The sequence below is a fragment of the Pseudobutyrivibrio sp. UC1225 genome (assembly GCF_900115215.1).
GTDB lineage: Bacteria > Bacillota > Clostridia > Lachnospirales > Lachnospiraceae > Pseudobutyrivibrio.
The window spans coordinates 85,510-110,972 of record NZ_FOVQ01000006.1; the positions used below are offsets into that span (position 1 = coordinate 85,510).

The following is a 25,463-nucleotide window of genomic DNA, read 5'->3' on the forward strand; positions in this document are numbered from 1 at the left end:
ATCTACCCCCAATAGTAATTAGTGGACACATTACGTCATTAAGCATTCTACAACTAATTGAGGTTCGATTTATTTTTTTCACACTTTTTTCGATATATTCACAGAATATTCTGATAGTTTATTTCTGCTCAATGGTACTTTGAAGTTCTTTAATAGTATCGACCAGCTTATTATCACTATCAAAAGAATATACATATCCATGAAGTGACTTTGCCTTCTGCATAAGATTCTTTGAATTTGCCCAGACAAAGATGGCTGATTTACCTTTACCATTCTTTGCCTCCTGAATAAGATTTGTGGCTGCACTGTTTCCATCAAAAGCTACCACGATAGATGGACGGCGTTCAAAAATCTCATAGTTAAAACTCTTATATATTCCCATACCCTGTGACTCAGTAGAAACTCTTACCTTTACACCAGACTTTTTGATTCTGTCTGCCTCACGCTTTGTGATAACAGCAGGTACAAAGGAATAGATTCTAAATCCCTTGTCATTATGTTCAATAAGGTATTTTTCATATCCTGCAAGCTTGTGACCGATAACGAAACATACTTCCTCTGGATTTAATAACTCCATCAGCTCATCAATCTGCTTTGTAGCATTTGCGCTAAGCTTTGTTGAACGACTCTCTGTATTAAAGCTTCCTCCCAAAAGTACTACAGGGAATCTGTCCCATGTAATCTCGGAAATCTGCTCCTTTAATTCTGTATTTGCATCTAAGAGAACCTCGCCTTTCGCTTTCTTTCCAGAAATCTTTACAGTCTGCATCTTCTCCAGAAGCACATCCTCTAAAGGTCGGTCTCCAAGTAGCTTGGCAAAGGCTGCCTTCTTATCTGAGTACGCCTTTTGGCCCTCTTCTATGATAGTAGCCTCAGCCTCTCTCATAAGCTTAAGCTCTGCATCAGAAAGACCAAGCATCTTCTCTAAGGAAAGCTCTTCTTCTATTGCATCTGTTCCATAAAGAGCTGCACCGTCTGTTCCCTGAACACATCGAATGCCCTGCTTTAAATACTGCTTCAATGGATGCTTATCAAGGGAATTCAAATTATTCAATCTAACATTACTTGTAATCTGGAATTCAAGAACAACGTTATTCTCTTTTAGCTCCTTTAAAGCCTCTTTTCCCTTTTTGCTATTCAAACTATAAGTGTAAAGACCATGACCTAATCTCATCTTAGGCATAGGCTGTCCCTTGGCAAGAGATTCCTTTACACATGCAATTGAATGGGCAATGTTATCCTTCTGACTGTCATTTTCACCTGCATGAACACGAATGACAAAGCTTGGATCGTTTGCTGCAATCTTTACAATCTCTTTAAAGGCAGGCTTTAACTCGATAATATCATTTATCTCTTCACCTACGAAATCACATCCAGCCACATATGGATCAAGGGCTGTAGCCTTAAGCACCTCAAGGTTCTGTTCAAGATAATTCTCAGGTGTAACTGCATCCTTGATAATTGTAAGAGGAATTCGTCTCATAGCTGCAAGGAAACGAATCATTACACCAGTCTCCTTATAAATGCTTGGCATGACTTCATGAACCTGACGAAGCATTTCAAGAGATTCATATTTCTTAACCAGTGTGGTATCACTTATCTCGGCATAATATGTCCCCTGCTTCTTATAGCCTCTTGCAATCCAAAGAAGCTTATCCTGGAAAATTGTATTATTGTAATATACTGGATTTTCCTTATCACGAAGCATCTGTTGAAGAGTATTCTTTACATCCTCATCAGGAATCATCTCCACCTTTGAAAGACTGATTAAGTCTTCGCTTTCCACACCCTTACAGAATACATATCTATAAAGGTATACCTTTTCCAAATTCGTAAATACGGCCTGACCGTCTTTTATAACAGCCAAAGAGCCACGAATCTTTACTATATTATCCTCTGCATTATCCAGATTATTAAGAATCAGATCTGCAAAATTAATAAAGGTATTATCATCGATTCTTCTATCAAGGTATTTTCCCTGAAGACCTGAGGATACAAACTGTCTTGCTACCTTCTCACGCTGCTCCAAGGCTTTTGCCCACTGTACATCCGTAAGCTTTAAATCCAGCTTCTTTACATAATAGAGTGGGTATCTAATCTGATGTGATATACCAAGCGCAATCAATACATCTCCTGTAAGATTTCCGTTCATGTGAGTATGTAAATCTGCTCTGAATTTATAGTCTCTTCTTATAAAGGTTTTGAAAATAGTCTTACCAACTGGTAAATCAAAATCCTTTGTTTGGCTCATAAGAGTCTTTGCAATAGCTGGGATAGTAGCCTTCACCTCTACTGTTCCATCAGGGCTGATGCTGGCAATTTCCATGTCATTAAGACTAAAGATATAGCTCTCCTTATTATTGCCATCGATGAAGCATGGAATCTCGCCCTTAATAATAAGCATTCCATCCTCATCCTTGGTAAGCTCCAAATGACAGGTCTTCGCTATATTTCTAATCAGATTTCCCGTTCCATGATTAGGAGTCTTAAGGATATACAGCATCCTATCCAAATCCTTATAAAGATTTACAATAATATCCTTTTCCTTATCAAGAAAGAAACATGTGAAATATGTCATACTAAATACCTCTATATTTTTTTACTGCAAAGCTCCCAGAAGGTTACGGCACTGGCTGCTGCCACATTAAGTGAATCCACCTCGTTGTACATTGGGATTATTGTAACATAATCTGATTTCGCAATTGTGTCGTCTTTTATTCCTGTACTTTCTGTTCCAAAAATGATGGCAAGCTTCTCCTGCTCCTTCAATTCTGGGGCCGAAAGTGGGATAGCATTTTCTTTTAATGCCATGGATACTACCTTAAATCCGGCCTGATGTAAAGACTCAATATAATCTGAATCCTTATAAAAGTACGTCCAAGGTACCTGGAACACTGTTCCCATAGAGACTCTGGCAGCTCTTCTGTAGAAAGGATCTGCGCTTGGATGGGTGAGAAATACTGCTTCCACGCCTAGGGCTGCAGCAGAACGGAAAATTGCTCCCACGTTTGTTGGATTCATAACATCCTCAAGTATCGCCACTCTCTTTGTCTGTGACAAAAGCTCCGCCGGTTCAGGAAGGACTGGTCTTCTGCAGGCTGCCAAGACACCTCTTGTAAGATTGAAGCCTGTGATATTGTTAATCACCTTTAAAGGTGCTACAAAGATTTTCACGCTATCGTCAATATTTTCAAAAAGTTGTTGCACAACTTCAGTTTCAAAAGCCTTTTCTTCCACCAAAAAAGCTAGCGGTTCTGCCCCTCTGTTCAGAGCTCTCTTTATTACCTCAGGTGTCTCTGCTATAAACACTCCACCATTTGGTTCAAAATAATGATAGAGCTGCGCCTCATTATATTTGGTAAACAGCTCTACTCTCTCGTCATTTATATCTTCAATTCTAATTACTTCCATTAGATTATCCTTTTATTTCACGACCTCATAATCACAGCTTCCGTCAGAGGTACCTAATACTTTTAGTGTTAAATCTGCTTTTGCTGATTTTGTAAGGCAGGTCTTTACATTAACCATATCACTGTAATCCACAAAAGCAGTAGCATTTTCTATAGAATTACCGCTGAGGGCCTTTCTGGCAATAAGCCTATCTCTAAGCAGGTTCTCATCCGCTGTAACAGAGATAGTGTAATCTGCAAAGTCTTTTAGCTTGTCCCAGCTTGCCTCCTTTAGAAGGAGATAATTCCCCTCTAAAATAACAATATCCTTAGTTATCGTAATTACGTTATCCACTGGATTGTGGAGAGTCCTGTCATAAACAGGCCAGCCACATTCCTTTTCACTAAGACACTTTTTAATCTGCTCCGTAAACAGTTCTAAATCGAATGTTTCAGGAGCTCCCTTAATCTTTACCATAGGGATAACTTCACCATCTCTTACTGTGGTGTGACTGGTTAAGTATTCTTGTCTACGGTGGAAACCATCCATTCCGATAGTCTGAATAGCCTTTACTCCAGCAGTCTCCTCTGAAAGTTTTTCTAAGAAACTAACAAGTGTGCTTTTACCAGCCCCAGGAGGAGCTGCAAGCATCACAAGTATTCTTCTTCCCTTTTCCTGCTGCAACTGACTCAGCTTCTTAAGGAGAGGGATAAAAATATTATTTACAGCCTCTTCACTGTAGTTTGCTTTTACATCGAGTCCATTTATATTTACGTTGTAATCAATCATCTTATTTAAATGCCTTTACACCATGTGGTGGGATTGTAACCTTTAAGGTGTCTCCTGACTCTATGTGGGACTTTGACCAAATCTCCTTAAAGTGATAAATCTCTTTGCTGTCGTCAAAAATAGTATTCAGATCAATCTCAAACTCTTTGTACTCATCAGATAGATTAAATACCGCAAATACGGTTTTCTCAAGAGCTTTATTCTGAGATTTCCAGATAGCATATCTGTCATCGCGATATACCTGAGCTGCCTTCCAGCCATCCTTCATGAGCTCCAGTAAATCTTCATTAACAAGCACTGATAAATCTCCATCAGTCATCTTGGTAAGCTCGCCACCAATCATAAGTGGTGAACGGAACATAGACCATAGAGTCATCATTGTCATAAGCTCATCATAATTGAAATTTGAAAGTCTCTCTTCGCCAAAGCCTGCACCTACAGTTCCTACTGGAAGCATATCACAATCTGGAAAGCAACCTGCCTTCACATGATCCTGCCACATTTCACAACGCCAGAACATGTTCTTAAGAAGCTCCCACTTATCCCAGAAATCGTCAGTGATGCGCCACATGTTTGCGTTGTCACAATAATGGAAAGCCTTATCAATATGAGCTGGTCCTGGTGAAAGGCTAAGAACTATATTTCTGCCTGTCTTCATAATGGCCTCATGAAGCATTCTTGTCTCATGCCAGCCGCTGAAGTGCTCATCCCTGTACATCCATGAATCACAAATATCATCACACTTAATGAAATCCACGCCCCAATCAGCATACATCTGAATAAGGGAATCGTAGTAAGCCTGACCTTCCATTACGTTTCTCACGCCATACATATCAGGATTCCATCCACAGATACTACCTGGATCTGCAATATCAGCTGCTGTCACATCTGTTCCAAAAACAGGAAGATGACGCTCTGCTGCAGCCCTTGGAATGCCACGCATAATGTGTATACCAAACTTCAATCCAAGGCTGTGACAGTAGTCCGCCAATGGCTTAAAACCTGCACCGTTCTTTGATGATGGGAATCTTACTGGACTAGGAATGAATCTACCATACTCATCCAGCTCATCATCTCCAAATGGAATGTACTGATGCTCGCTTCTTCTGGTACCGGCATCATTTGAATACCACTCAATATCTACCACGATATATTCATAGCCAAACTTCTTTAAGTGCTTTGCCATGTAGTCGGCATTGGCCTTTACCTGCTCTTCATTAACAGTGGTGTCGTAGTAGTCATAGCTGTTCCAACCCATTGGTGGTGTGATTGCGAATTCATTTTTGTTCATAACGTCCTTCTCCTTCAAGTGTCAAAAACTAGTTAACTGTAAAACCCTTACAATCTGTTCTCTCTCTTTTCTTGTTGTATCTTTAATTAAATATGACTTAAAGTATATCCTTTCTATTAAACAATGGAACTCTAGGTATTACTAGAGTTCCCATTTTATTCCTTATAGTATTTTTCGATGTCCATAACCAGAGATTCTATAAGCACATAATAATCTCCAATTATATCATCATAATACCTAAGAGCAACCTGGCCATCATAATCATGTGCTAATGTATTTCTGACTCTTAACATATCCATCCATCTGTCATCATTTATTAGTCCAACAGAAAATGCAGACTTAAGTGTCTCCCTTGGTGAGCCTGAAGCAAAATCAGTTAAACCAAATTCCTGTGTTACAAGCTCTTTCATTACCTTCCAGGATAAATCAAACGTAAGATTGAAATTCTGGACTGTAGCTGGTAGAACAAATGGAGCATCTTTATCCTGACCTCTGGACATTCTTAAATTAGCTAGGCTTTTACACAAACTCTGGTATCTATTAAAATATTTGCTTTCCATATTTGTCCATATCCTCTCTTAAGTATTCGCTACACACTTCATCATAATTGAATATATCTATTTTACGGAGTGTAGGAATATTTTCAACTTCCTCTTCGAAAGCATTTATATCTTCACAACCATATATAATAAAATCTATATCACTTGTTTCTGTCTGTGTTCCTCTTGCAAATGAACCAAATAAATCTAATCTCTTAACATTATACTTGTGGGCTATAGCTGTTACACGCTCTACTATTTCCTCAGCGGACATAATATTTCGTTTAGTCATCTCTGAATCCTCCCACAATATTTTACTATTATTTTAATACTAATTCCATGTCAACTTACAATATTACTTCTTTTTGTAGAAAAAGCAGTATAATCAGAATTATTTATATTAATCCTGCAAATACAGAGGCAAGTAGAACAGTTAGTATACCAGCTACTGCGATTGACAGAGAGCTCATAGCTCCTTCAACGTCACCAATCTCCATAGCCTTTGCTGTTCCAATGGCATGGGCTGCAGTTCCAAATGCAAGTCCCTTTGAAATAGGCTCGTGAATTCTGAAAAGCTTACAGATAAACTCGCCCATAATATTTCCAAGAACGCCTGTAATAACAATAACTGCAACTGTGATAGTAACATATCCACCAAGCTCCTCAGATACACCCATTCCGATGGCTGTAGTGATAGACTTAGGAAGAAGGGTAACGTAGTTTTCGTGATCAAGTCCCATAAGCTTTGAAAGGACAAATACTGTAACAAGGCTTGTGATAACACCTGAAGTAACCCCTAAGATGACAGCCTTTGCATTGTTCTTAAGTAACTCCCACTCCTCATAAAGAGGAATAGCAAGACAAACTGTGGCTGGAGTTAAAAACCAGCTAAGATACTTTGCTCCTTCATTGTAGGTCTCGTAATCAATATGACCTCCTACAAGGAAAAGGATTGTAACTACTATTGAAATAAGAAGTGGATTAAATAATCCAAATCCAAATTTTTTCTTTAACGCTGCGCCTAAGCCGTAAGCCACAAGACTGATGGTAACACCTGCATAGGCACTGGTCTGCATAAATTCACTCATTACTTTGTCTCCCCCTTACTCTTTTTGATAATGAACTGGGAAACAATTCCAGTTGATGCCATAACAGTAAATATCGTAATTACGGTAATAACTGAAACTGGCAAAAGTACCGGCTGGAGAACGCTCCATGAAGACATGAGACCTACTCCTGCTGGAATAAACATAACAGGCATGATTTCAATCAGAAATTTACCTGCATCTCTAACCTGCTCAAGCTTAATTACACCTGTAAGTAATAAAATAAACATAAGCACCATTCCATAGATACTTGCTGGAATAGGGAATGGCAAAACACTTTTAAGAATTTCACCAATCAGTGAAATCGCTAAAATTATCAAAAACTGTTTTAAAAACTTCATTGCTCTACCTCTTCAAAAAAAATTAGGGCTAAAGATTATCCTCCCTAGCCCCTGCTTAATTATACTACTTATTTTTTTTATGATTGTCCTTTTTCAAGTACTATCCGCTTCATTCTCTCATCAAGCTCATGATATACAGTTGTAAGTGGCCATGGCATAAGAGTAATATACTCTCTGTCCCCTGGTTCTAGCCTTTCAAGAAATGCCTTAAAGTCTTCTGTATTCTTGTAAAGCTCTTTACCAAATTCACATTGAACATACTCTTTATCAGCATTATCAACAGTTTCAGTAACTCTTCTAAAGCTTATTCGCCCAAATTCATCCTGTTCCTTTACAAAGGATGCTTTTTCATGGACAGGCTTTGGCTTCTCTAAAGAAATCTTACCTATGTTGAGATAATGCTCCCACATGTACTGGGCAATTCTTTCCTTTGAAATAGGATAATTGATTTCCTCCGCTATTTTGCTGATGGAATATCCCAAATCAGCCAAATGACGAACTGCACCACCTGCTGCCGCATCATTTATGAAATTGCCTAGAGCCTTATTGAATTCCTTCAATTTTTACACCTTATCCTTAATAATGATTGTCATCATATATTTAGAATCATCCGGAATCATCATTGCGCCATTAAATATCTGCTCTGTCTCCATGCCACAGTCAATTACCGCATATACGGATATTTTATCAGCCTGTTCCAGCTGCAAAAGGCGCTCTTTAATCTCGCTAATATTACGCCCGCTTTTCATAATTATTTTTGTGCCTGAAAGCTTTAATTCTTCCTCCAGATTTCCCTGACCAGAAATAATATGAATGTTTTCATCTCTCTCGCTAAGAAGAATTCCTGCTGCTGCAGCAGACCCACAGAAAGAAGTGATACCATTAATAATCTCTACTTCTATGCAATCCTTCTTTGCAAGCTTCATTATATAACCAAATGTTGAATAAACTGTGGGGTCTCCAATGGTAAGAAACGCAAGGTTGTAGCCATCCATAATAAGCTGTCTGTACTTCTCATAAAATTCTGCATGCATTTTAGCAAGAGCCTCTTCATCCCTTGTCATCTCAAAATCATAGCTTATGGTCTTTTTATATTTAAGTTCTGGCACCGCAGGAAGTGCTATCTGAAAAGCACGGCACTCATACTTATCTGCCTTTGGAAGACAAATAACATCCGCCTCTTTTATTGCCCTTACTGCTCTAAGAGTAAGCATCTCAGGATCACCTGGTCCTACACCTATTCCATACAATATTCCCGCCATAGGATACTCCTTAATTCTCCCCCTATTCTAATCTATATTATTACTTCAATATATTATCATATAATGGGGCGTAGAATATAAAGAATCACTAGATTAGTTCTATTAATTCGTATTCAAGACTACCTACTCCAAGTTTAGCTGCTGTTTCAGGAGTATGCTCGCCATTTCTAGAAGTTACACGCTCTAGGAAGTGGTCTCTTCCAACATCCTTTGAGGCGTAAACCAGGTCGAGACATGCTCTATCAATTGCTACAGGGTCTAAGCTGGCAAGTATTCCAATATCCTTAAGGCAAGGGTCCTCTGCAACAGCACAGCAGTCACAATCTACAGACATATTTGCCATTACATTAATAAATGCAATATTTTTACCAAAGTGGTCTACTACTGCAGATGCTGCCTCAGCCATGCTCTCAAGAAATGCATCCTGCTCTGGTAAATCTGTCCATACAACATCCTGTTCGCTGGCTTTGTCATATTTGCCTGCAGAATGAATGCGGACCTTTCCTGCACAGGAAGCACAGCCTATAGAAAGCTGCTTTAGTGCTCCGCCATATCCACCCATTGGATGTCCCTTAAAATGAGAAAGTACTAACATAGAGTCGTAATTGAGGAAATTCTTTCCCATTATATCTGCCTTAAGATGAGTACCATTTTTGATAGGAATTTCGATATCTGGCCCTTCAGCATCCATTAAATCCACATCAAACAGGTCATTCCAGCCATGTCGCTTTAACAGCTTAATGTGCTTATCAGTGTAGTTTCTTTCACCTTCGTAAGCTGTATTACACTCTACAATTGTGCCATTTACATGCTCCACCATAGACTTCCAGAAGGCTGGTTTTAAATAATTCTGATTGCCCTCTTCCCCTGAGTGAACCTTTACAGCAACCTTACCTGGTAACGTAACACCAAGTTTGTCGTACATTTTTACTACAGCCTCAGCTGTAACATCCTTGATAAAATAAACCTTTGATGCCATATATCCCCTCCTATAATTTATCTAAACTATTGTCATTATATAGCATCAAAGGTCATTATTTCAAAAGCATTTTATATCTTTGCTACATCAACAAGTGTGTACTCTGTTGTAGCACTTTCAAGTGAAGTTGCAAGAGCCACTGCGGTATCCATTGCTGTGATACAGTTGATACCTGTCTCGATAGCATTTCTTCTGATGAGGAAGCCATCTCTTGTCTTGTCACCGTGTCCCTGAGTAGGTGTGTCGATAACAAGGTCAATCTTATGTCCAAGGATAAGGTCCATTACGTTTGGAGATTCCTGAGTAATCTTGTTTACCCAGCGAGCCTCAACGCCACCCTCCTGTAAGTACTTTGCAGTAGAACGTGTAGCGTAGATTGTGTAACCAAGCTTTTCAAATCTCTTTGCTACCTCAAGTGCCTCTGGTTTATCAGCATCCTTTACAGTGATAATCATCTGCTTGTGCTTTGGAAGAACAACTCCCGCACCAAGGAATGCCTTGTAAAGAGCTTCCTCGAAGGTCTTAGCGATACCTAAACACTCACCAGTAGACTTCATCTCAGGTCCAAGGGAAATCTCTGCACCACGAAGCTTCTCGAAGGAGAATACTGGCATCTTAATTGCAATGTAATCTGCTTCTGGCTGAAGTCCTGGCTCATAGCCCATATCAGTAATCTTGTGACCAAGAATTGCCTTTGCTGCAAGGTCAACGATTGGAATACCTGTAACCTTACTGATGTAAGGAACTGTACGTGAGCTTCGAGGGTTAACCTCGATTACATAAACCTCTCCATCCATGGCGATGAACTGGATGTTAATCATACCAAGTACGTGAAGTGCCTTTGCAAGTCGCTCTATGTAATCTACAATCTTATCTTTTATATCCTGGCTGATTGTGTGAGCAGGATATACTGAGATACTATCACCTGAGTGGATACCAGTACGCTCGATATGCTCCATGATACCAGGAATCAGGATGTTCTCACCATCGCAGATAGCATCGACCTCAATCTCCTTACCCTGTAAATATTTATCTACAAGGATTGGGTGATCCTGAGCAATCTGGTTGATGATATCCATGAACTTCTCGATTTCTTCATCGTTGAAGGCAATCTGCATACCCTGACCACCAAGTACGTATGATGGACGAACAAGTACTGGATAACCAAGTCTGTTTGCAACTTCCTTTGCTTCCTCAGCTGTAAATACTGTTCCACCTGCTGCACGAGGAATCTGTGTCTTTTCAAGAATCTCATCGAAGAGCTCTCTATCCTCTGCTGCATCAACATCCTCTGCTTTTGTACCGAGGATTGGCACACCGATTTTCATAAGGTGTTCTGTAAGCTTGATAGCTGTCTGTCCACCGAACTGTACGATAGCTCCATCAGGCTTCTCAAGATTTACGATTGATTCTACATCCTCGTTTGTAAGCGGCTCGAAGTAAAGCTTGTCAGCAATATCAAAGTCTGTTGAAACTGTCTCTGGGTTATTGTTTACGATAACTGTCTCCCAGCCTTCCTTTGCAAATGCCCAGGTAGCATGAACTGAACAGTAGTCGAACTCAACACCCTGACCGATACGTATAGGACCTGAACCAAGAACAAGTACCTTCTTGCGACCTGTTGTCTGAACTGCCTCGTTCTCGCTTCCATATACGCTGTAGTAGTAAGGAGTCATGGCATCAAACTCTGCTGCACAGGTATCAACCATCTTGTAAGCTGCAACGATGCCGTTGTCGTAACGCATCTTGCGAACCTGCTCCTCTGTAATCTTTCCATTGAGTTCCGCAATTACGTTATCTGGGAACTCGATTCTCTTTGCTTCCTTAAGAAGCTCTACTGTAAGCTCCTCGTTTGCAAGGCGCTGCTCCATCTCAACGAGAATCTTAATCTTATCTATAAACCAAACATCAATCTTTGTGATTTCATGAATCTTCTCGTAGCTAACACCGCGGCGAAGTGCCTCTGCGATGCAGTAGATTCTTCTGTCGTCTACAACTGTAAGCGCCTCTGCAAGCTCCTCGTCAGTCATATCACAGAAGTCGTAGCTCATAAGTGAATCTACATGCTGCTCCAGTGAACGGATGGCCTTCATAAGGGCACCCTCGAAGTTGTTGCAGATAGACATAACCTCACCGGTAGCCTTCATCTGAGTTGTAAGCTTTCTTGTAGCTGTAATGAACTTATCAAATGGAAGACGTGGAATCTTAACTACGCAGTAATCAAGCATAGGCTCAAAACTGGCGAAGGTCTTCTTTGTTATGGCGTTTGGAATCTCATCAAGTGTATAGCCAAGGGCAATCTTAGCTGCAACCTTTGCGATTGGGTAACCTGTTGCCTTTGAAGCAAGGGCTGATGAACGGGATACTCGTGGATTAACCTCGATTACGCAGTACTCAAAGCTCTCTGGATGAAGAGCATACTGTACATTACATCCACCTGTGATACCAAGCTCATCGATAATACGAAGTGCAGAGGTACGAAGCATCTGATACTCCTTGTCGCCAAGTGTCTGTGAAGGAGCAACTACGATTGAGTCACCTGTATGTACACCAACTGGGTCGATGTTTTCCATGTTACAAACTGTGATGCAGTTTCCTGCTGCATCTCGCATAACCTCATACTCGATTTCCTTCCAGCCTGCGATACATCTTTCTACAAGTACCTCGTGTACACGTGAAAGACGAAGACCGTTTGTAAGAATCTCAACGAGCTCTGCCTGATTGTGAGCGATACCACCGCCTGAACCACCAAGTGTATATGCTGGTCTTAAAACTACTGGGTAGCCAATTGTGTTTGTAAACTTGATACCGTCTTCTACTGTATTAACTACAAGTGAAGCTGCCACTGGCTCGCCAAGCTTTTCCATTGTATCCTTGAAAGCCTGTCTGTCCTCAGCTCTGAAGATTGTCTCGGCTGTTGTACCAATAAGCTTAACACCCTGCTCCTCAAGGAAACCTGACTCAGCAAGCTCCATACCAAGGTTAAGTCCAGCCTGTCCACCAAGTGTTGGTAGAAGTGAATCTGGCTTCTCCTTGATAATAATCTGCTTTAAAACATCTACAGTAAGAGGCTCGATATAAACCTGATCTGCAATTTCCTTATCTGTCATGATGGTAGCTGGGTTTGAGTTTACCAAGCATACCTCCATGCCCTCTTCCTTAAGTGAACGGCAAGCCTGAGTTCCAGCATAGTCGAACTCAGCTGCCTGTCCGATGACGATAGGACCAGAGCCAATCACCATTACTTTCTTAATGTCACTTCTCTTTGGCATTACTGCTCTCCTCCCATCATATTAATAAATCTATCAAACAAGTATCCGCTGTCCTGTGGTCCTGGGCATGCCTCAGGATGGAACTGAACAGTGAAGATGTTCTTTCCAGTATATTTAAGTCCTTCGTTGGTGCCGTCGTTAACATTTACGAAGGCTGGTGTAGCAACCTTTGGATCAAGCTTGTCTACATCTACCACGTAGCCGTGATTCTGAGATGAAATGTACACTCTTCCAGTCTCAAGATCCTTTACAGGATGATTTCCACCTCTGTGACCGTACTTCATCTTGTGAGTATCAGCACCTGTTGCAAGTGCCATAAGCTGATGTCCAAGGCAGATGGCAAAGATTGGAACATCGCTATCATAAAGCTTTTTAATCTCATCTATAATAGGTCCGCAATCCTTTGGATCTCCAGGGCCGTTTGAAAGCATAATTCCGTCTGGATTAGATGAAAGGATCTTTTCTGCCTTTGTGTGAGCAGGGTAAATTGTAACCTCACAGCCTCTGTCATTAAGAGACTTTGCAATATTCTTCTTTGCACCAAAATCTAAAAGTGCAACTCTCTTTCCTGCGCCCTTTAACACTGAACTTGTGTCACATGTAACCTTTGTTACCACATCACCTGTAGCATAAGCTTCCAGTCTTGGCTTGATTTCCTCAAAATTGTAATTCTCATTTGTGGTAATCATTCCGTTCATTGTGCCCTTTTCACGAAGAATCTTTGTAAGGGCTCTTGTATCGATACCAGCAATACCTGGAATATCATGCTTAACTAAGAAATCCTGAATGGTACCTTCGCAACGGAAGTTTGAAGGAATACGGCTAAGCTCTCTAACAATAAATCCATCTGGCCATGGTCTGCTACTTTCCATATCTGGTGTGATTCCATAGTTTCCAATCAATGGATAAGTCATGCAAACTGCCTGCCCCGCATAAGAAGGATCTGTGAGAACCTCAAGGTAACCTGTCATCGAAGTATTGAATACTATCTCGCTGACAACTTCTCTTGTGGAACCAATACTTGTTCCCTCAAAAACTGTACCATCTTCCAAAATTAAAAATGCTTTCATCTTACTCCTTTTCTACCCTTTTTGATTTTTATAAAAATCCAAGGTATGGTTCCATACCTTGGATTTACGTTTTATCTGAAGTAATCTACGCCCGCTTCAAAGAGCTTCATATCCTGATTGCCGTAGATGTTAAGAGCTACGCCGTCACCTCTACGCTCTGCATGACACATCTTACCGTATACACGTCCATCAGGGCTGGTAATACCCTCGATAGCGCAGTAGCTTCCATTGATGTTCCACTCTTCATCCATTGTAGGATTTCCGTTTTCATCAACGTACTGTGTAGCAACCTGTCCGTTCTCGAAGAGCTTCTTAATCCACTCTTCTGATGCAACGAAACGTCCCTCACCATGAGAAGCTGGAGAACAATATGTCTCACCAAGGTGAGCGCCTGCAAGCCATGGTGACTTGTTGCTGACTACCTTCGTATATGCGATTTTTGAAATATGACGTCCGATTGTGTTGTATGTAAGTGTAGGAGCATCCTCTTTCTGTGTGTGAATCTCGCCATAAGGGACAAGACCAAGCTTGATAAGTGCCTGGAAACCATTACAGATACCAAGCATAAGACCATCTCTGTTGTTAAGAAGTCCGTGGATAGCTTCCTTCATCTTTTCATTTCTAAATGCGGTAGCGAAGAACTTAGCAGAACCCTCTGGCTCATCACCTGCTGAGAAACCGCCTGGGAACATAACAATCTGTGACTGAGCGATTGCTCTTGAGAACTCGTCAACTGATTCTCTGATATCCTCTGCTGTCTGGTTCTTGAATACCTTTACGTTTGTAATAGCACCAGCATTTTCAAATGCTCTTGCTGAATCGTACTCACAGTTTGTACCTGGGAATACTGGAATAAATACTCTAGGCTTTGCAATCTTATTCTTGCAAATATAGAAGTTCTTTTCCTCGTAAAGACCTGTGTCTACAAGAGATGTATCCTCGTGACTACGTGTCTTGAATACCTTCTCAAGTGTGCCTGTCCATGCTGCTATTGCCTCATCTACAGGAATCTTTACATCCTTATATGTGAATGTAGCATCATCAGTAACTTCACCTACCTCGAAGCCACAATCTGTAAGGCCTCGCTTTTCAAGCTCGTTGATAATAGCAAGTGCGCCATCCTCTGAAACTTCTACTACGATATCGCCGATGACACAGCCAAAGAGTAATACTGACTGACATGCATCTGCAAGCTTAACACCAAGCTTGTTACCAAATGCCATCTTTGATACAGCAGGTACAAGTCCATAAGCATCAAGTGCATAAGCTGCCTTGATATTTCCAAGCTCAACCATCTGTCTTACTACCTCGAAGATTGCCTTAGCCTGCTGGTAGTTTGGCTGATCGTAATTGTCACGAAGAATTCTAAGAAGGAAGAGCTTATCTCCAGCTTCCTTAAGCTCTGTTGTGACAATGTCCTGCTCCTTTGCAACATCTACTGCGAAAGAAACAAGTGTTGGAGGAACATCGATTTCATTGAATGTTCCTGACATAGAATCCTTACCACCGATTGAAGGAAGTCCGAATTCCATCTGTGCCTTATATGCACCAAGAAGTGCTGCGAATGGCTGGCTCCATCTCTTTGGATCCTCGCTCATTCTGCGGAAGTACTCCTGGAATGTAAATCTAATCTTCTTGTAATCACCACCAGTTGCAACGATACGAGCTACAGACTCTAAAACTGCAAGCTGTGAACCGTGGAATGGTGACCATGAGCTTACATATGGATTGAAGCCATATGCCATCATTGTAACTGCATCTGTCTTGCCGTCAGCTACTGGAACCTTAGCTACCATAGCCTGTGTCTCTGTAAGCTGATACTTTCCACCGAAAGGCATAAGTGTTGAGCCTGCACCGATTGAACCATCGAACATTTCAACAAGACCCTTCTGTGAACACTCGTTAAGATCAGCAAGTGAATCAAGCCATGCTGCCTTGAAGTCGCCCTTTGCAACATCATCTGCAACCTTCTCGATACCAATCTTATCGATGTACTTATCATTGCTGTCAGGTAGCTCTACATAAACATCTGTCTCCTGATGAGCACCGTTTGTATCAAGGAAGGCACGAGAAAGATTAACAATCTCCTTACCTCTCCAGTTAAGTACAAGACGTGGCTCCTTAGTAACAACTGCAACCTCAATAGCCTCTAAGTTTTCCTCAGCTGCATACTGAAGGAACTTATTTACATCTGCTGGAGCAACAACAACTGCCATACGCTCCTGAGACTCAGAAATAGCAAGCTCAGTTCCATCAAGACCTGCGTACTTCTTTGGAACCTTATCCAAATCAACAGTAAGACCTGGAGCAAGCTCTCCGATAGCAACAGATACACCACCTGCACCAAAGTCGTTACACTTCTTAATGATATATGAAACTTCTTCTCTTCTAAAAAGTCTCTGAATCTTTCTTTCTGTAGGTGGATTACCCTTCTGAACCTCAGCACCACAAACTGCTGTAGACTCTGTATTGTGTGCCTTTGAAGAACCAGTAGCACCACCGATACCATCACGACCTGTACGTCCACCAAGGAGGATAATCTTATCTCCTGGATCAGAATTGAGACGCTGAACAGCACGTCTTGGTGCAGCACCCATAACAGCACCAATCTCCATACGCTTTGCAACATAGTCTGGATGATAAATTTCTTTTACATAACCTGTAGCAAGACCAATCTGGTTACCATATGAGCTGTAACCGTGAGCTGCCTCACGAACAAGCTTCTTCTGTGGAAGCTTTCCTTCGATAGTATCCTTTACAGAAACTGTAGGGTCAGCGGCACCTGTAACACGCATAGCCTGGTATACATAAGTACGGCCTGAAAGTGGATCACGGATTGCACCACCAAGACATGTAGCAGCACCACCGAATGGCTCGATTTCTGTAGGATGATTGTGTGTCTCATTCTTGAAGTTGATAAGCCACTCTTCTTCTGTTCCATCTACGTTGATAGGAACAACAATTGAGCAAGCGTTAATCTCATCAGACTCTTCCTGATCCTCAAGCTTACCATCAGCCTTAAGACGCTTCATTGCAAGGAGTGCAAGGTCCATAAGGCATACGAATTTATCATCTCTATCCTTGTAGAGAATCTTGAAATTATCAAGGTAGTCATTAAAAGTATCCTGGATAGGAGCCTTGTAATAGCCATCCTCGATAGTAACGTTCTTAAGTTCTGTAGAGAAAGTAGTATGTCTACAGTGATCAGACCAGTAAGTATCTAATACCCTGATTTCCGTAACAGTTGGATCTCTATGTTCGTCATTGGAAAAATAGTTCTGAATGTGAAGGAAATCCTTAAATGTCATAGCAAGATTTAAGGAATCATATAAAGTGCGTAAATCTTTTTCAGCCATAGAAGTGAAACCGTCAAAGGTATTGACGTCGGCTGGTTCATCGAAATTATTAGAAAGAGACTCTGGCTTATCAAGAGAAGTCTCTCTAGAATCAACAGGATTAATACAATGCTTTTTGATAGCATCGAATTCGTCGTCAGTAATGCTACCCTCAATAACATAGGTAGTCGCTGTGTGGATAGTAGGCTCTTCATTTTCATTTAAGAGCTTAAGACACTGCTCAGCAGAATCGGCACGCTGGTCGAACTGACCTGGCAAAAACTCAACAGAGAAGACACGACCATTATAATCAAATGTCTCTTCGTAAACATCATCAACAGGAGGCTCAGAAAACACCGTCTTAACTGCTTTCTTGAAAACGTCGTCAGATACATCCTGAACGTCATAACGAATCAGAACTCTAACTCCTGTAACATCCTTGATGCCTAAGTAACTTCCTATTTCGGAAAACAGTGACTTGGCAGATACTGCAAATTGTGGTTTCTTCTCAACGTAAACTCTTCTTACTTTGCCCACATTACACCTCCGTATTATTAACTTGAAATCTGTGAGACAAGACTCCTGCTATGAAATTTGGGCTAAAAAAACTAGTAAAAATAGCAGGTAGCCTCACAGTTAAAAAGAGTATAACACAAAAAATTCACAACTCCTAATAATATTTTAGTCTTTTTTATTCCAGAAATTTGTTAATTTTAACGAAACCTCATCAACCGTGGTAAATTCAGCATCATTCCACTCTCGTGGAAATGTTTTTCTATAGCTTCCAAAGCGGAATCGCTCATCCAATAGTGCAATTACACCAACATCATCTTTTGTACGAATCAGTCGGCCTGCCGCCTGTATTACTTTATTCATTCCAGGATACAAATATGCATATTCGAATCCGTTCTTTCCCTCGTCATCAAAGAAATCAGACATAAGCTTTCGCTCATTTCCAACCTGAGGTAATCCTGCTCCAAGAATAATAGAACCAATAAGCTTGCCTCCAACAAGATCTACTCCCTCCGAGAAGATTCCTCCAAGGGTACAAAAGGCCACCAGTGATTTGTCCCTTTTCTTTTCGAATTCTGATAAGAAGTCCTCGCGCTCCTGCTCAGTCATGTTCTGCTGCTGGATAATGATTTCTACATCTGCACCCAGGGACTGATACTTTTCATGAATGTCTTCCAAGAATTTATAGGAAGGTCCAAAGACCATGTAGTTACCTTGCTTCGCATTTACGATAGTGTGAATGTATCTGGCAAACTTAAGATATTCATCTTCACCACGTCTGGTGTACTTGCTGGTAACATCTGTTCCAAGAAGCAATATTCTATTTTGCTGGTCAAAAACTGAATCAACATATATCGCATATACGTCACTTATATTGCAGAGCAAATCCTTGTAGTAATCTATTGGCAAAAGGGTTGCGCTGAAATAAACAGTGGCTCTTGCCATATTAAGTCTTTGCTGAAGCTGCTCCGATGGGTCGATGCAATATAAGTGAAGATTGAAATTCTTATCATCATCAAAATCACAATATATCCTGTAGTGATCAGCATCCTGCTGATAAGCAAGAGCCGTGAAATTGCGAAGTCTAAAATAGAAATCCAAAACCTCGTCCTGATAGATTCCAAACTTTACTTCTTTTTTGAAGAGCTGCTCCAAAATCATCTGCAAATTATCGCAGGCATTAAGCAGCATATCTATATCCTCTAAAACGGTGATGTCCCTGTCGCACATCCTTTTGTACTCAAGCATAATCCTGTTGCACTTTTCGAGAGCGTTCACCAGCTTTTTGCTGACTGGCTTTGCATATCTTTTAATAGAAAGAATCTCTTCTTTTATAAGAGTCTCTGAATACATTTCTCTGGCACGGTCTACCATGTTGTGAGCCTCATCTATAAGGAAAATGTGCTCGCCAGATTTTCCTTCTGCAAAGAATCGCTTCAGATATACATTAGGGTCAAAGACATAGTTGTAATCGCAGATGATTCCCTCACACCAGGTACTAACATCAAGAGCCAATTCAAAAGGACAAACAACATATTCCTCTGCATAGCCCAAAACCACGTCTCTTGTAATGACTGTTTCCTTGGTAATGATTTCGTAGATAACATCATTTACCCTGTCAAAATGACCTCTGGCGTATGGGCAGTTATCAGGATTGCAATCTGCTTCATCGCAAAGACACATCTTCTCCTTTGCTGTAAGCATAATAGTCCTTCCCTCATACCCCTTTTGTACAAGAAGGCTATAGGCATCTCGTGCCGCCAAAGCTGTAGCGGTCTTTGCTGTGAGATAAAAAACTCTCTCAGCAAGATTCTGTCCTAAGGCCATAACAGCAGGGAAAACATTTGCAATAGTTTTGCCTGTACCCGTAGGCGCCTGCATAAATAAAATTTTTCTTCTATATATACTGCGGTAAACATCAGACACAAGCTTCTTCTGTCCATCACGATATTCATAAGGGAACTGAAGCCCTTGAACAGAATCCAAAAGCTCCTGCTTGTGATAATATTGAAAATCAGCCCACTTCCTAAATATATTTATAATAGTAAGAAACCATTCTTCTATTTCATCAAAGGAATAGGTCTGATTAAATCGCTTTATCTCCTCCGTCTCCAGACTGACATAGGTCATCTGCACATCGATTTCTGGTAGACTATACTCATTTGCAATCATATAGGCATAGCACTTGGCCTGAGCCTCATGTACAAGGACTGGCTTTTCAAAGTTCATAACATCCATGTACATTCCCTTTATCTCATCAACGGTAGCTGACCAGACTGTGCCATCCTCATCCATATCCAAAACTACACCATCGGCTCTTCCCTCAAGCCCAATGATGTAATCATCATATTCAACCTGATATTTCAAAGGAACCTCTGCACGATAAAAAGGACCCATAGAGCTTTGAATCTTTCTATGAATCCTACTACCTTCCTGCATCGCCTCGAAAGGATCAACAGAACCTTTACGGTCATCTATATCTCCCTCTCTAAGCAAAAACTCCACAAGGTTTCTTACAGAGATATTTATTTGTGCTTTCTCTCCATCTGGAGTAACTAATCGTGCAACCTTCATATAATTCCTTATTTCAGGCATCAAAAAAGCCTGTGATTATTTCACAGGCTTTATTATACATTATTCGATTTTATGCAACAACGAACTTTTGTACAGCATTCTTAAAAGATGAATCCTCTGGATTATTAAGATGAACACTCATCTCTCTCTTGATGCCCATTGCTATGACACCTAAAAGTGACTTTCCATCGATATAAACAACGCCGCTGTGTAAATCAACATCGCCGCCGCACTCAGATGCTGCCTTAACAAATTCCTCTGCATCTGCTGTATTTTCTAATCTAATTTTAAACATTGTAAAAAACTCCTATTACATAAACAAACACTAAATTAAAATTGCTTAGTATTATATAACATTTTTCCACGGCTGTGTCAATGTAAAACTTGCTCACAAATAATCAATTCTTTTGTCCTATATCAAATACAAAGCCCCGGATATAAATACCCGAGGCTTGTTACGCAATAATATATGACCGTTTATGATTATATTTAACTATTCTATAAACATGTCGCCATACCACTTCAAGGCTTCTACATAAGCATCATATACGACATGCATCTCGATATCCTGAAGAACCATCAAACGTGATACTTCCTGCCAGTCACCAGCTTCATAGCTGAGAAGGAACTCAAGCTGTGGTGAGAAAATACCGTCATCATTAACAAGAGCTTTCTTAATCTCAGCGCTAACACCTACCTGATCTAACGCATCTTCCATTGGCATATCAAGAATGAGATTTAACAATGAGAACAATCCCATAAGGAAAAGCTCGTCCTTACGCATAGCATAATCAAAGGCTGGCGCAAGATTCTCTGCAAATCTAGCTCTGATAAGTGAAAGTCTTGTAATCTCATTTGGCTTACCAGCAGCAAGCTCATTAAATAATGTAGTATTTAACCAGCGACGAATCTCTTTCTGTCCTAAAAGAGCTGTTGCCTGGTTAATTGATCTTATATTTGAATTAATAGTAAGCTTGTTGGCAATTTTAAGAAGCTCGATAGATAATGCTGGATCCTGTGCTACAACATTAGCTACTTCCTCCAAATCAAAATCAGACTGATTGATTACGGTCATGAGCTTCATATAGTTAATCTTAATAGGAGTAACTTCTGTATCCTGAGTATTAATAGGAACTCTAAAGAATGTACCCTCGAAAATCTTGAATAGACCAGAATCCTTCGCCTTACCGAACTCTTCCTTTGTATGAAGATTCTCAGCGCAGAATGTAATCTTTGGTAATACCTTTTTGAAGGCCTGAGCCTGTTCTACAACATCACCTTCATCTGCATTAACAAGGAATAAATCGAAATCGTCAAGCATTTCCTTATAAGCGTCAACGCTGGCAATTGGAAGATCTTTTATTCCTAATTTAAAGCCCTTACTCTTCAAATCATGTAAACGCTTTTTATAAGAATCCTCTGGCTTTATAGAATGGTCCATAAGAAGAACGATACGTCCATCAAAGCCAGTCAACTGCTGTTCAATGTTAGCAAATAATGAAATATTGTTAATAGGAATAATAATGTCACAATTTGCTACTAAATCGTCCTCTGAGATACTTTCGAATACCTCGATACCTACGATTGAACCTGCTCCATCGTACTTTCCTGCAGCAAGTAAATGTGGATTTTCAAACATGTTCTCCTTCTGTGCATACAAGCAGTATGAAGCCACAGACATGTCTTCGTAAAATAGTGGTACTAATGTAGCTAGCATAACCCTTCTCCTTTTTTAAGCCCCGTAATTTTAATATAAACCCCATAAAGTATTCTGACAGAATTGTCTGAATATTTATAATTAATTATAGCACTCCACATTTTTATATTCAATTATTGACACGAAAAAAGCTAGCATTCTAGGAACAATTAATGCTCTTTTTTAGTTTGACCTATGCTGCATGTCTGATTTAATCTTATCTATAAGTGTAATATCAGCTGGCAGCCAGTTTACATCATTTAATGTATCTCTTGTGAGCCACTTTGCAGCTTCAGCCTCTTTTAATTCCAGGCGTCCTTCCTTCACCTCACAATAGAAGCAATCCATCGACAGGTGGAAGGTAGGATAATCATATTCTATCGTATCTATGTAGGGCCCAACCTCTATAAGAGTATCAAGTTCCTCTTGTATCTCTCTTATAAGAGCCTGCTCAGATGTCTCCCCAGCCTCCACCTTGCCACCTGGGAACTCCCAGCCACCTTTATAATCTCCGTAACCTCTTGCGGTTGCGAAAATCTTGTTTTTCTCTTCTATTGAATCACAGATAACTGCTGCAACAACTTTTATTGTTTTCATGACCTTTATTCTCCACGCTGTTTTTCTTGATTGCGCATATAATTTTGTCATTTTGCTTGAATTTATATGCTCAGTAGGGTTTTATTTCATAGCTTATTTGCCGGTCAAGCATATAATTTTTGAAAAAATGGCATTATTATATGCTCAGTGAAGCCATTTTTCATTGCTTTTTGTCTGTTCAAGCATATAATTTTTCAAAAAATGGCATTATTATATGCTTAGAACAAGATTTTCCTCATAGAATTCTCCTATTTGAGCATATAATTTTTTTAAAATTTTCTAAATTATATGCTTGACTAATTCAGGCACCTCCTGCTGGCAGCCTTTACAGCTCAAAATATTTACAGTTATTCCCTTTAGCCTTCTCATCCTCCGCATCTAATCCGTAGTAAAGCATTTCATTATACTTCGCATTGGCAGCCTCACTGGCTTTCTTCTCCCGCCATCTATCTATATCACTGCAAATAGCAAGTGCCTCATCCACTATAAGCTCAGCTGTATTTGGCTTTACATTATAAAGATAAGCCATCATCCTTTGCATCGCCTTGGGACTGCCAAGCATCTTTGCAATTTGCACTCCAAGCTCATCAGGAAATCCCAGACTCCTTATAGCCTGCACTAATTCATCCCTGCTTCTAGCCCATTCTATTCTTGTATCCATAATTCTCCTTATTGAATCGGCTTCGCCGATAATGATTCCCTCATCTGAAAACCATACACCTGTCACAGGATAATAAATAAGCTAAATTATAATATATCCTTCAAAATTCCAAATGTTTCACGAACCATGTTGTTAGGTAGGAATTGATATTCTGTAAATGCTGCGATGCCCGTTATATCAGCATCAGTATATCTCTTAGCAAGAAGAATTCCTCTAAAAAGATGGAAGTTATTGGTTACGATACCAATCTTGGTGTTCTCATCATCTTCTATCATCACAAAAGCATTAGTAATGTTTTGCTTGGTATCAAGGGATTCTTTTTCTACAAGTACTCTATCTTCTGAAATCCCCTGTTCCATAAGATACGCTTTTCCACCTTCACCTTCGCTGATGAATTCATTTGCTCCCTGACCTCCAGTTACTATAACTATTGTATCAGGATTATTGTTAAGATATTCCACTGCAGCATCCAATCTATACTTATAAACAACACTTGGCCCCCAGTCTCTCATTTGAGCTCCAAGAACTATAATGTAGTCCGCTCCATCGTCTCCTTTTGAAAAGAACTGTGTGAGAATACATCCCTGGCAGATAATAAATACTGCTAGCCCTAAGGCTACAAGTCCTCTAAATATCTTTCTAATAATTGTAGGTACCTTTCCCCAGAGCTTCTTTTTCTCCATGAACCATAGGAATCCGAAGAAGATAGACACGAATATCCATATGATAAATGAGAAGGTTCCACTGCCTACAAGAAAAACAGTAATTGAATATATTAATGAAAGAACTGCTAGTGCAGCATATATAAATCTTTTAAGCACTTTATTTATCGCCTCTAAACTCTTAATTTCTTCTGTTTCCCATTCACATAAATCGCTCCATAACCTCTGTTGTGTGCATGGAAAGAATTCCAGCACCAAAGGCCTCCATGATTTCCGTATAACTGTCATCAATAAACATGATTTCATCCATATTTATGCCATCACGTTCAGCAATCATTTTCATGATAAGTACCTTCTTATGACGGCTCTCAGTGGATATCAAATCTCCATGATGCTCAAACACACCAGGGTAACATTCTCTCAAGCGATTATACTTTGAATTGTACTCAAAAGAATTACTGCATTCAGTGAGGCCATAGACCTTCACTCCCTGATTAAAATGCAAATTATCTATTAGGTTCTTTACTCCCCTAGGTGCTTGACACTTAATATACGCATTATTATTGATATTGAATCTAAGCCAGTCTTCAGGGCTCTCAAAACCAACAACACGCTTGCCTTCTTCATTGTACATTTTCAGGCATAACAATGTATTGTCCACATCACCAAAGAGAATCTTTATCTTTTTCAATTTTTCCTGCATAGCAACCCCTCCAAAAGTGCTAATTGTAATTAAAATCTAATTGTATTTTAGCCACAGTTTCCACAAGTATCAACTTGATTTTACCACACTTCCAGCGTGTTCGAGAAAAAAGCGAAAATTTGTTCGCATGTTCGATTGAATTTTTTAGTTTCAGGGTGTATAGTGATTATATAAAAACAGAACGTATTTTCGAATAGATTAGGAGTAATTTTGATGTACAACGGATTAAAAAGAGTTTTTGATAAAATCGATGTAATTTGCCAGATTAAGGCTGATGGTTCAGTCATCCCCCTGAAGTTTCGCCTACAGAATGAAGATGGCATTTACGAAACTTACACCATAAAATCCTACAAGCCTTTGCCTAAAAAAGGCTCCTACACCACACAAGATGGTCTCTTTATCAGCAATCAGACAGATGTCTTTGAATGCAGGGTCCACCTTATGGGGCTCGAGCGTAGCGTTAGGCTTTACTATGACAATAAGGTTAGCAATACCTGGAAGCTGGCGATATAATATACTGCCTACCTTTGGTATAGCAGCATTTATATCAAGTTCCACCATGGCATCTATTTTATAAGCATCTACATCTAACACCCCCAGCTCTTTCAGTGTCACAGACTTTCTTTTTATCCCGCCTATATTGCATATCAATACATGTGTAGGAAGATTTTTGTGAATCTTGG

22 protein-coding genes are annotated in these 25,463 nt (G+C 40.0%); all 22 read right to left on the minus strand.

What is annotated here, in order from left to right; translation table 11 throughout:
- Positions 1-118 precede the first annotated feature (118 nt).
- Positions 119-2,578, minus strand: coding sequence for an amidohydrolase family protein (locus BMZ41_RS09330; protein WP_090167636.1), 2,460 nt, complete (start codon positions 2,576-2,578; stop codon positions 119-121).
- Between the two features lie 11 nt (positions 2,579-2,589).
- On the minus strand, positions 2,590-3,411 hold the full coding sequence (locus tag BMZ41_RS09335; protein WP_090167638.1) for a TrmH family RNA methyltransferase: 822 nt from the start codon (positions 3,409-3,411) through the stop codon (positions 2,590-2,592).
- A gap of 12 nt (positions 3,412-3,423) precedes the next feature.
- Positions 3,424-4,179, minus strand: coding sequence for a nucleoside/nucleotide kinase family protein (locus BMZ41_RS09340; protein WP_242942042.1), 756 nt, complete (start codon positions 4,177-4,179; stop codon positions 3,424-3,426).
- Position 4,180: 1 nt separating this feature from the next.
- Entirely contained in the window at positions 4,181-5,470 is a 1,290-nt protein-coding gene (locus BMZ41_RS09345) for a glycoside hydrolase family 27 protein (RefSeq protein ID WP_090528948.1), read from the minus strand.
- A gap of 155 nt (positions 5,471-5,625) precedes the next feature.
- Positions 5,626-6,030 carry an HI0074 family nucleotidyltransferase substrate-binding subunit gene (locus BMZ41_RS09350; protein WP_090167643.1) on the minus strand — a complete coding sequence of 135 codons (405 nt, stop codon included), beginning with the start codon at positions 6,028-6,030 and terminating at the stop codon, positions 5,626-5,628.
- Positions 6,011-6,319, minus strand: a complete 309-nt coding sequence (locus BMZ41_RS09355) for a nucleotidyltransferase family protein (RefSeq protein ID WP_408633786.1) — start codon at positions 6,317-6,319, stop codon at positions 6,011-6,013. The genes BMZ41_RS09350 and BMZ41_RS09355 overlap by 20 nt, the downstream gene beginning before the upstream one ends.
- Before the next feature lie 85 nt (positions 6,320-6,404).
- On the minus strand, positions 6,405-7,097 hold the full coding sequence (locus tag BMZ41_RS09360) for an LrgB family protein (RefSeq protein WP_090528951.1): 693 nt from the start codon (positions 7,095-7,097) through the stop codon (positions 6,405-6,407).
- Complete coding sequence (locus tag BMZ41_RS09365) at positions 7,097-7,456, minus strand: CidA/LrgA family protein (protein WP_072911878.1); 360 nt, start codon at positions 7,454-7,456, stop codon at positions 7,097-7,099. The genes BMZ41_RS09360 and BMZ41_RS09365 overlap by 1 nt, the downstream gene beginning before the upstream one ends.
- Before the next feature lie 77 nt (positions 7,457-7,533).
- The gene (locus BMZ41_RS09370; protein ID WP_090528954.1) at positions 7,534-8,016 is read right to left on the minus strand and encodes a hypothetical protein; all 483 of its coding nucleotides are present in this window, start codon (positions 8,014-8,016) and stop codon (positions 7,534-7,536) included.
- A gap of 3 nt (positions 8,017-8,019) precedes the next feature.
- A complete protein-coding gene (cobI, locus tag BMZ41_RS09375; protein WP_090167649.1) occupies positions 8,020-8,718 on the minus strand; it encodes a precorrin-2 C(20)-methyltransferase in 699 nt (232 codons plus the stop codon).
- Between the two features lie 88 nt (positions 8,719-8,806).
- Entirely contained in the window at positions 8,807-9,697 is an 891-nt protein-coding gene (locus tag BMZ41_RS09380; RefSeq protein WP_090528957.1) for a DUF362 domain-containing protein, read from the minus strand.
- Positions 9,698-9,768: 71 nt separating this feature from the next.
- Positions 9,769-12,969 (minus strand): carbamoyl-phosphate synthase large subunit, encoded by a 3,201-nt coding sequence (gene carB, locus BMZ41_RS09385; RefSeq protein WP_090528960.1) that lies wholly within the window; start codon positions 12,967-12,969, stop codon positions 9,769-9,771.
- Entirely contained in the window at positions 12,969-14,039 is a 1,071-nt protein-coding gene (locus BMZ41_RS09390) for a carbamoyl phosphate synthase small subunit (RefSeq protein WP_090167656.1), read from the minus strand. Before BMZ41_RS09390 ends, carB begins: the two co-directional genes overlap by 1 nt.
- Positions 14,040-14,110: 71 nt before the next feature.
- The gene (locus tag BMZ41_RS09395; RefSeq protein WP_090528963.1) at positions 14,111-17,911 is read right to left on the minus strand and encodes a phosphoribosylformylglycinamidine synthase; all 3,801 of its coding nucleotides are present in this window, start codon (positions 17,909-17,911) and stop codon (positions 14,111-14,113) included.
- Between the two features lie 144 nt (positions 17,912-18,055).
- Positions 18,056-20,461 carry an ATP-dependent DNA helicase gene (locus tag BMZ41_RS09400; RefSeq protein ID WP_090528966.1) on the minus strand — a complete coding sequence of 802 codons (2,406 nt, stop codon included), beginning with the start codon at positions 20,459-20,461 and terminating at the stop codon, positions 18,056-18,058.
- Positions 20,462-20,531: 70 nt separating this feature from the next.
- A complete protein-coding gene (locus BMZ41_RS09405) occupies positions 20,532-20,756 on the minus strand; it encodes an HPr family phosphocarrier protein (protein WP_090167662.1) in 225 nt (74 codons plus the stop codon).
- Between the two features lie 198 nt (positions 20,757-20,954).
- Positions 20,955-22,178 carry an EAL and HDOD domain-containing protein gene (locus BMZ41_RS09410; RefSeq protein WP_090528969.1) on the minus strand — a complete coding sequence of 408 codons (1,224 nt, stop codon included), beginning with the start codon at positions 22,176-22,178 and terminating at the stop codon, positions 20,955-20,957.
- A 162-nt stretch (positions 22,179-22,340) separates the two neighbouring features.
- Positions 22,341-22,754, minus strand: coding sequence for a (deoxy)nucleoside triphosphate pyrophosphohydrolase (locus BMZ41_RS09415; RefSeq protein ID WP_090167666.1), 414 nt, complete (start codon positions 22,752-22,754; stop codon positions 22,341-22,343).
- Between the two features lie 325 nt (positions 22,755-23,079).
- Complete coding sequence (locus tag BMZ41_RS09420) at positions 23,080-23,415, minus strand: hypothetical protein (RefSeq protein WP_090167820.1); 336 nt, start codon at positions 23,413-23,415, stop codon at positions 23,080-23,082.
- Between the two features lie 86 nt (positions 23,416-23,501).
- Positions 23,502-24,236, minus strand: coding sequence for a YdcF family protein (locus BMZ41_RS09425; protein ID WP_242870634.1), 735 nt, complete (start codon positions 24,234-24,236; stop codon positions 23,502-23,504).
- 43 nt (positions 24,237-24,279) lie between these two features.
- Entirely contained in the window at positions 24,280-24,780 is a 501-nt protein-coding gene (locus BMZ41_RS09430; protein ID WP_090167671.1) for a hypothetical protein, read from the minus strand.
- A gap of 303 nt (positions 24,781-25,083) precedes the next feature.
- On the minus strand, positions 25,084-25,395 hold the full coding sequence (locus BMZ41_RS15635) for a hypothetical protein (protein ID WP_176754483.1): 312 nt from the start codon (positions 25,393-25,395) through the stop codon (positions 25,084-25,086).
- Positions 25,396-25,463 lie beyond the last annotated feature (68 nt).

Bases quoted from the DNA above. Each gene is read 5' to 3' on its own strand.
- BMZ41_RS09380 (WP_090528957.1), bottom strand. From the start codon at position 9,697: ATGGCATCAAAGGTTTATTTTATCAAGGATGTTACAGCTGAGGCTGTA.
- BMZ41_RS09345 (WP_090528948.1), bottom strand. From the start codon at position 5,470: ATGAACAAAAATGAATTCGCAATCACACCACCAATGGGTTGGAACAGC.
- cobI (WP_090167649.1), bottom strand. From the start codon at position 8,718: ATGGCGGGAATATTGTATGGAATAGGTGTAGGACCAGGTGATCCTGAG.
- carB (WP_090528960.1), bottom strand. From the start codon at position 12,969: ATGCCAAAGAGAAGTGACATTAAGAAAGTAATGGTGATTGGCTCTGGT.
- BMZ41_RS09410 (WP_090528969.1), bottom strand. From the start codon at position 22,178: ATGCTAGCTACATTAGTACCACTATTTTACGAAGACATGTCTGTGGCT.
- BMZ41_RS09400 (WP_090528966.1), bottom strand. From the start codon at position 20,461: ATGAAGGTTGCACGATTAGTTACTCCAGATGGAGAGAAAGCACAAATA.
- BMZ41_RS09390 (WP_090167656.1), bottom strand. From the start codon at position 14,039: ATGAAAGCATTTTTAATTTTGGAAGATGGTACAGTTTTTGAGGGAACA.
- BMZ41_RS09405 (WP_090167662.1), bottom strand. From the start codon at position 20,756: ATGTTTAAAATTAGATTAGAAAATACAGCAGATGCAGAGGAATTTGTT.
- BMZ41_RS09360 (WP_090528951.1), bottom strand. From the start codon at position 7,097: ATGAGTGAATTTATGCAGACCAGTGCCTATGCAGGTGTTACCATCAGT.
- BMZ41_RS09340 (WP_242942042.1), bottom strand. From the start codon at position 4,179: ATGATTGATTACAACGTAAATATAAATGGACTCGATGTAAAAGCAAAC.
- BMZ41_RS09330 (WP_090167636.1), bottom strand. From the start codon at position 2,578: ATGACATATTTCACATGTTTCTTTCTTGATAAGGAAAAGGATATTATT.
- BMZ41_RS09415 (WP_090167666.1), bottom strand. From the start codon at position 22,754: ATGAAAACAATAAAAGTTGTTGCAGCAGTTATCTGTGATTCAATAGAA.
- BMZ41_RS09335 (WP_090167638.1), bottom strand. From the start codon at position 3,411: ATGGAAGTAATTAGAATTGAAGATATAAATGACGAGAGAGTAGAGCTG.
- BMZ41_RS09420 (WP_090167820.1), bottom strand. From the start codon at position 23,415: ATGGATACAAGAATAGAATGGGCTAGAAGCAGGGATGAATTAGTGCAG.
- BMZ41_RS09430 (WP_090167671.1), bottom strand. From the start codon at position 24,780: ATGCAGGAAAAATTGAAAAAGATAAAGATTCTCTTTGGTGATGTGGAC.
- BMZ41_RS09350 (WP_090167643.1), bottom strand. From the start codon at position 6,030: ATGGAAAGCAAATATTTTAATAGATACCAGAGTTTGTGTAAAAGCCTA.
- BMZ41_RS09365 (WP_072911878.1), bottom strand. From the start codon at position 7,456: ATGAAGTTTTTAAAACAGTTTTTGATAATTTTAGCGATTTCACTGATT.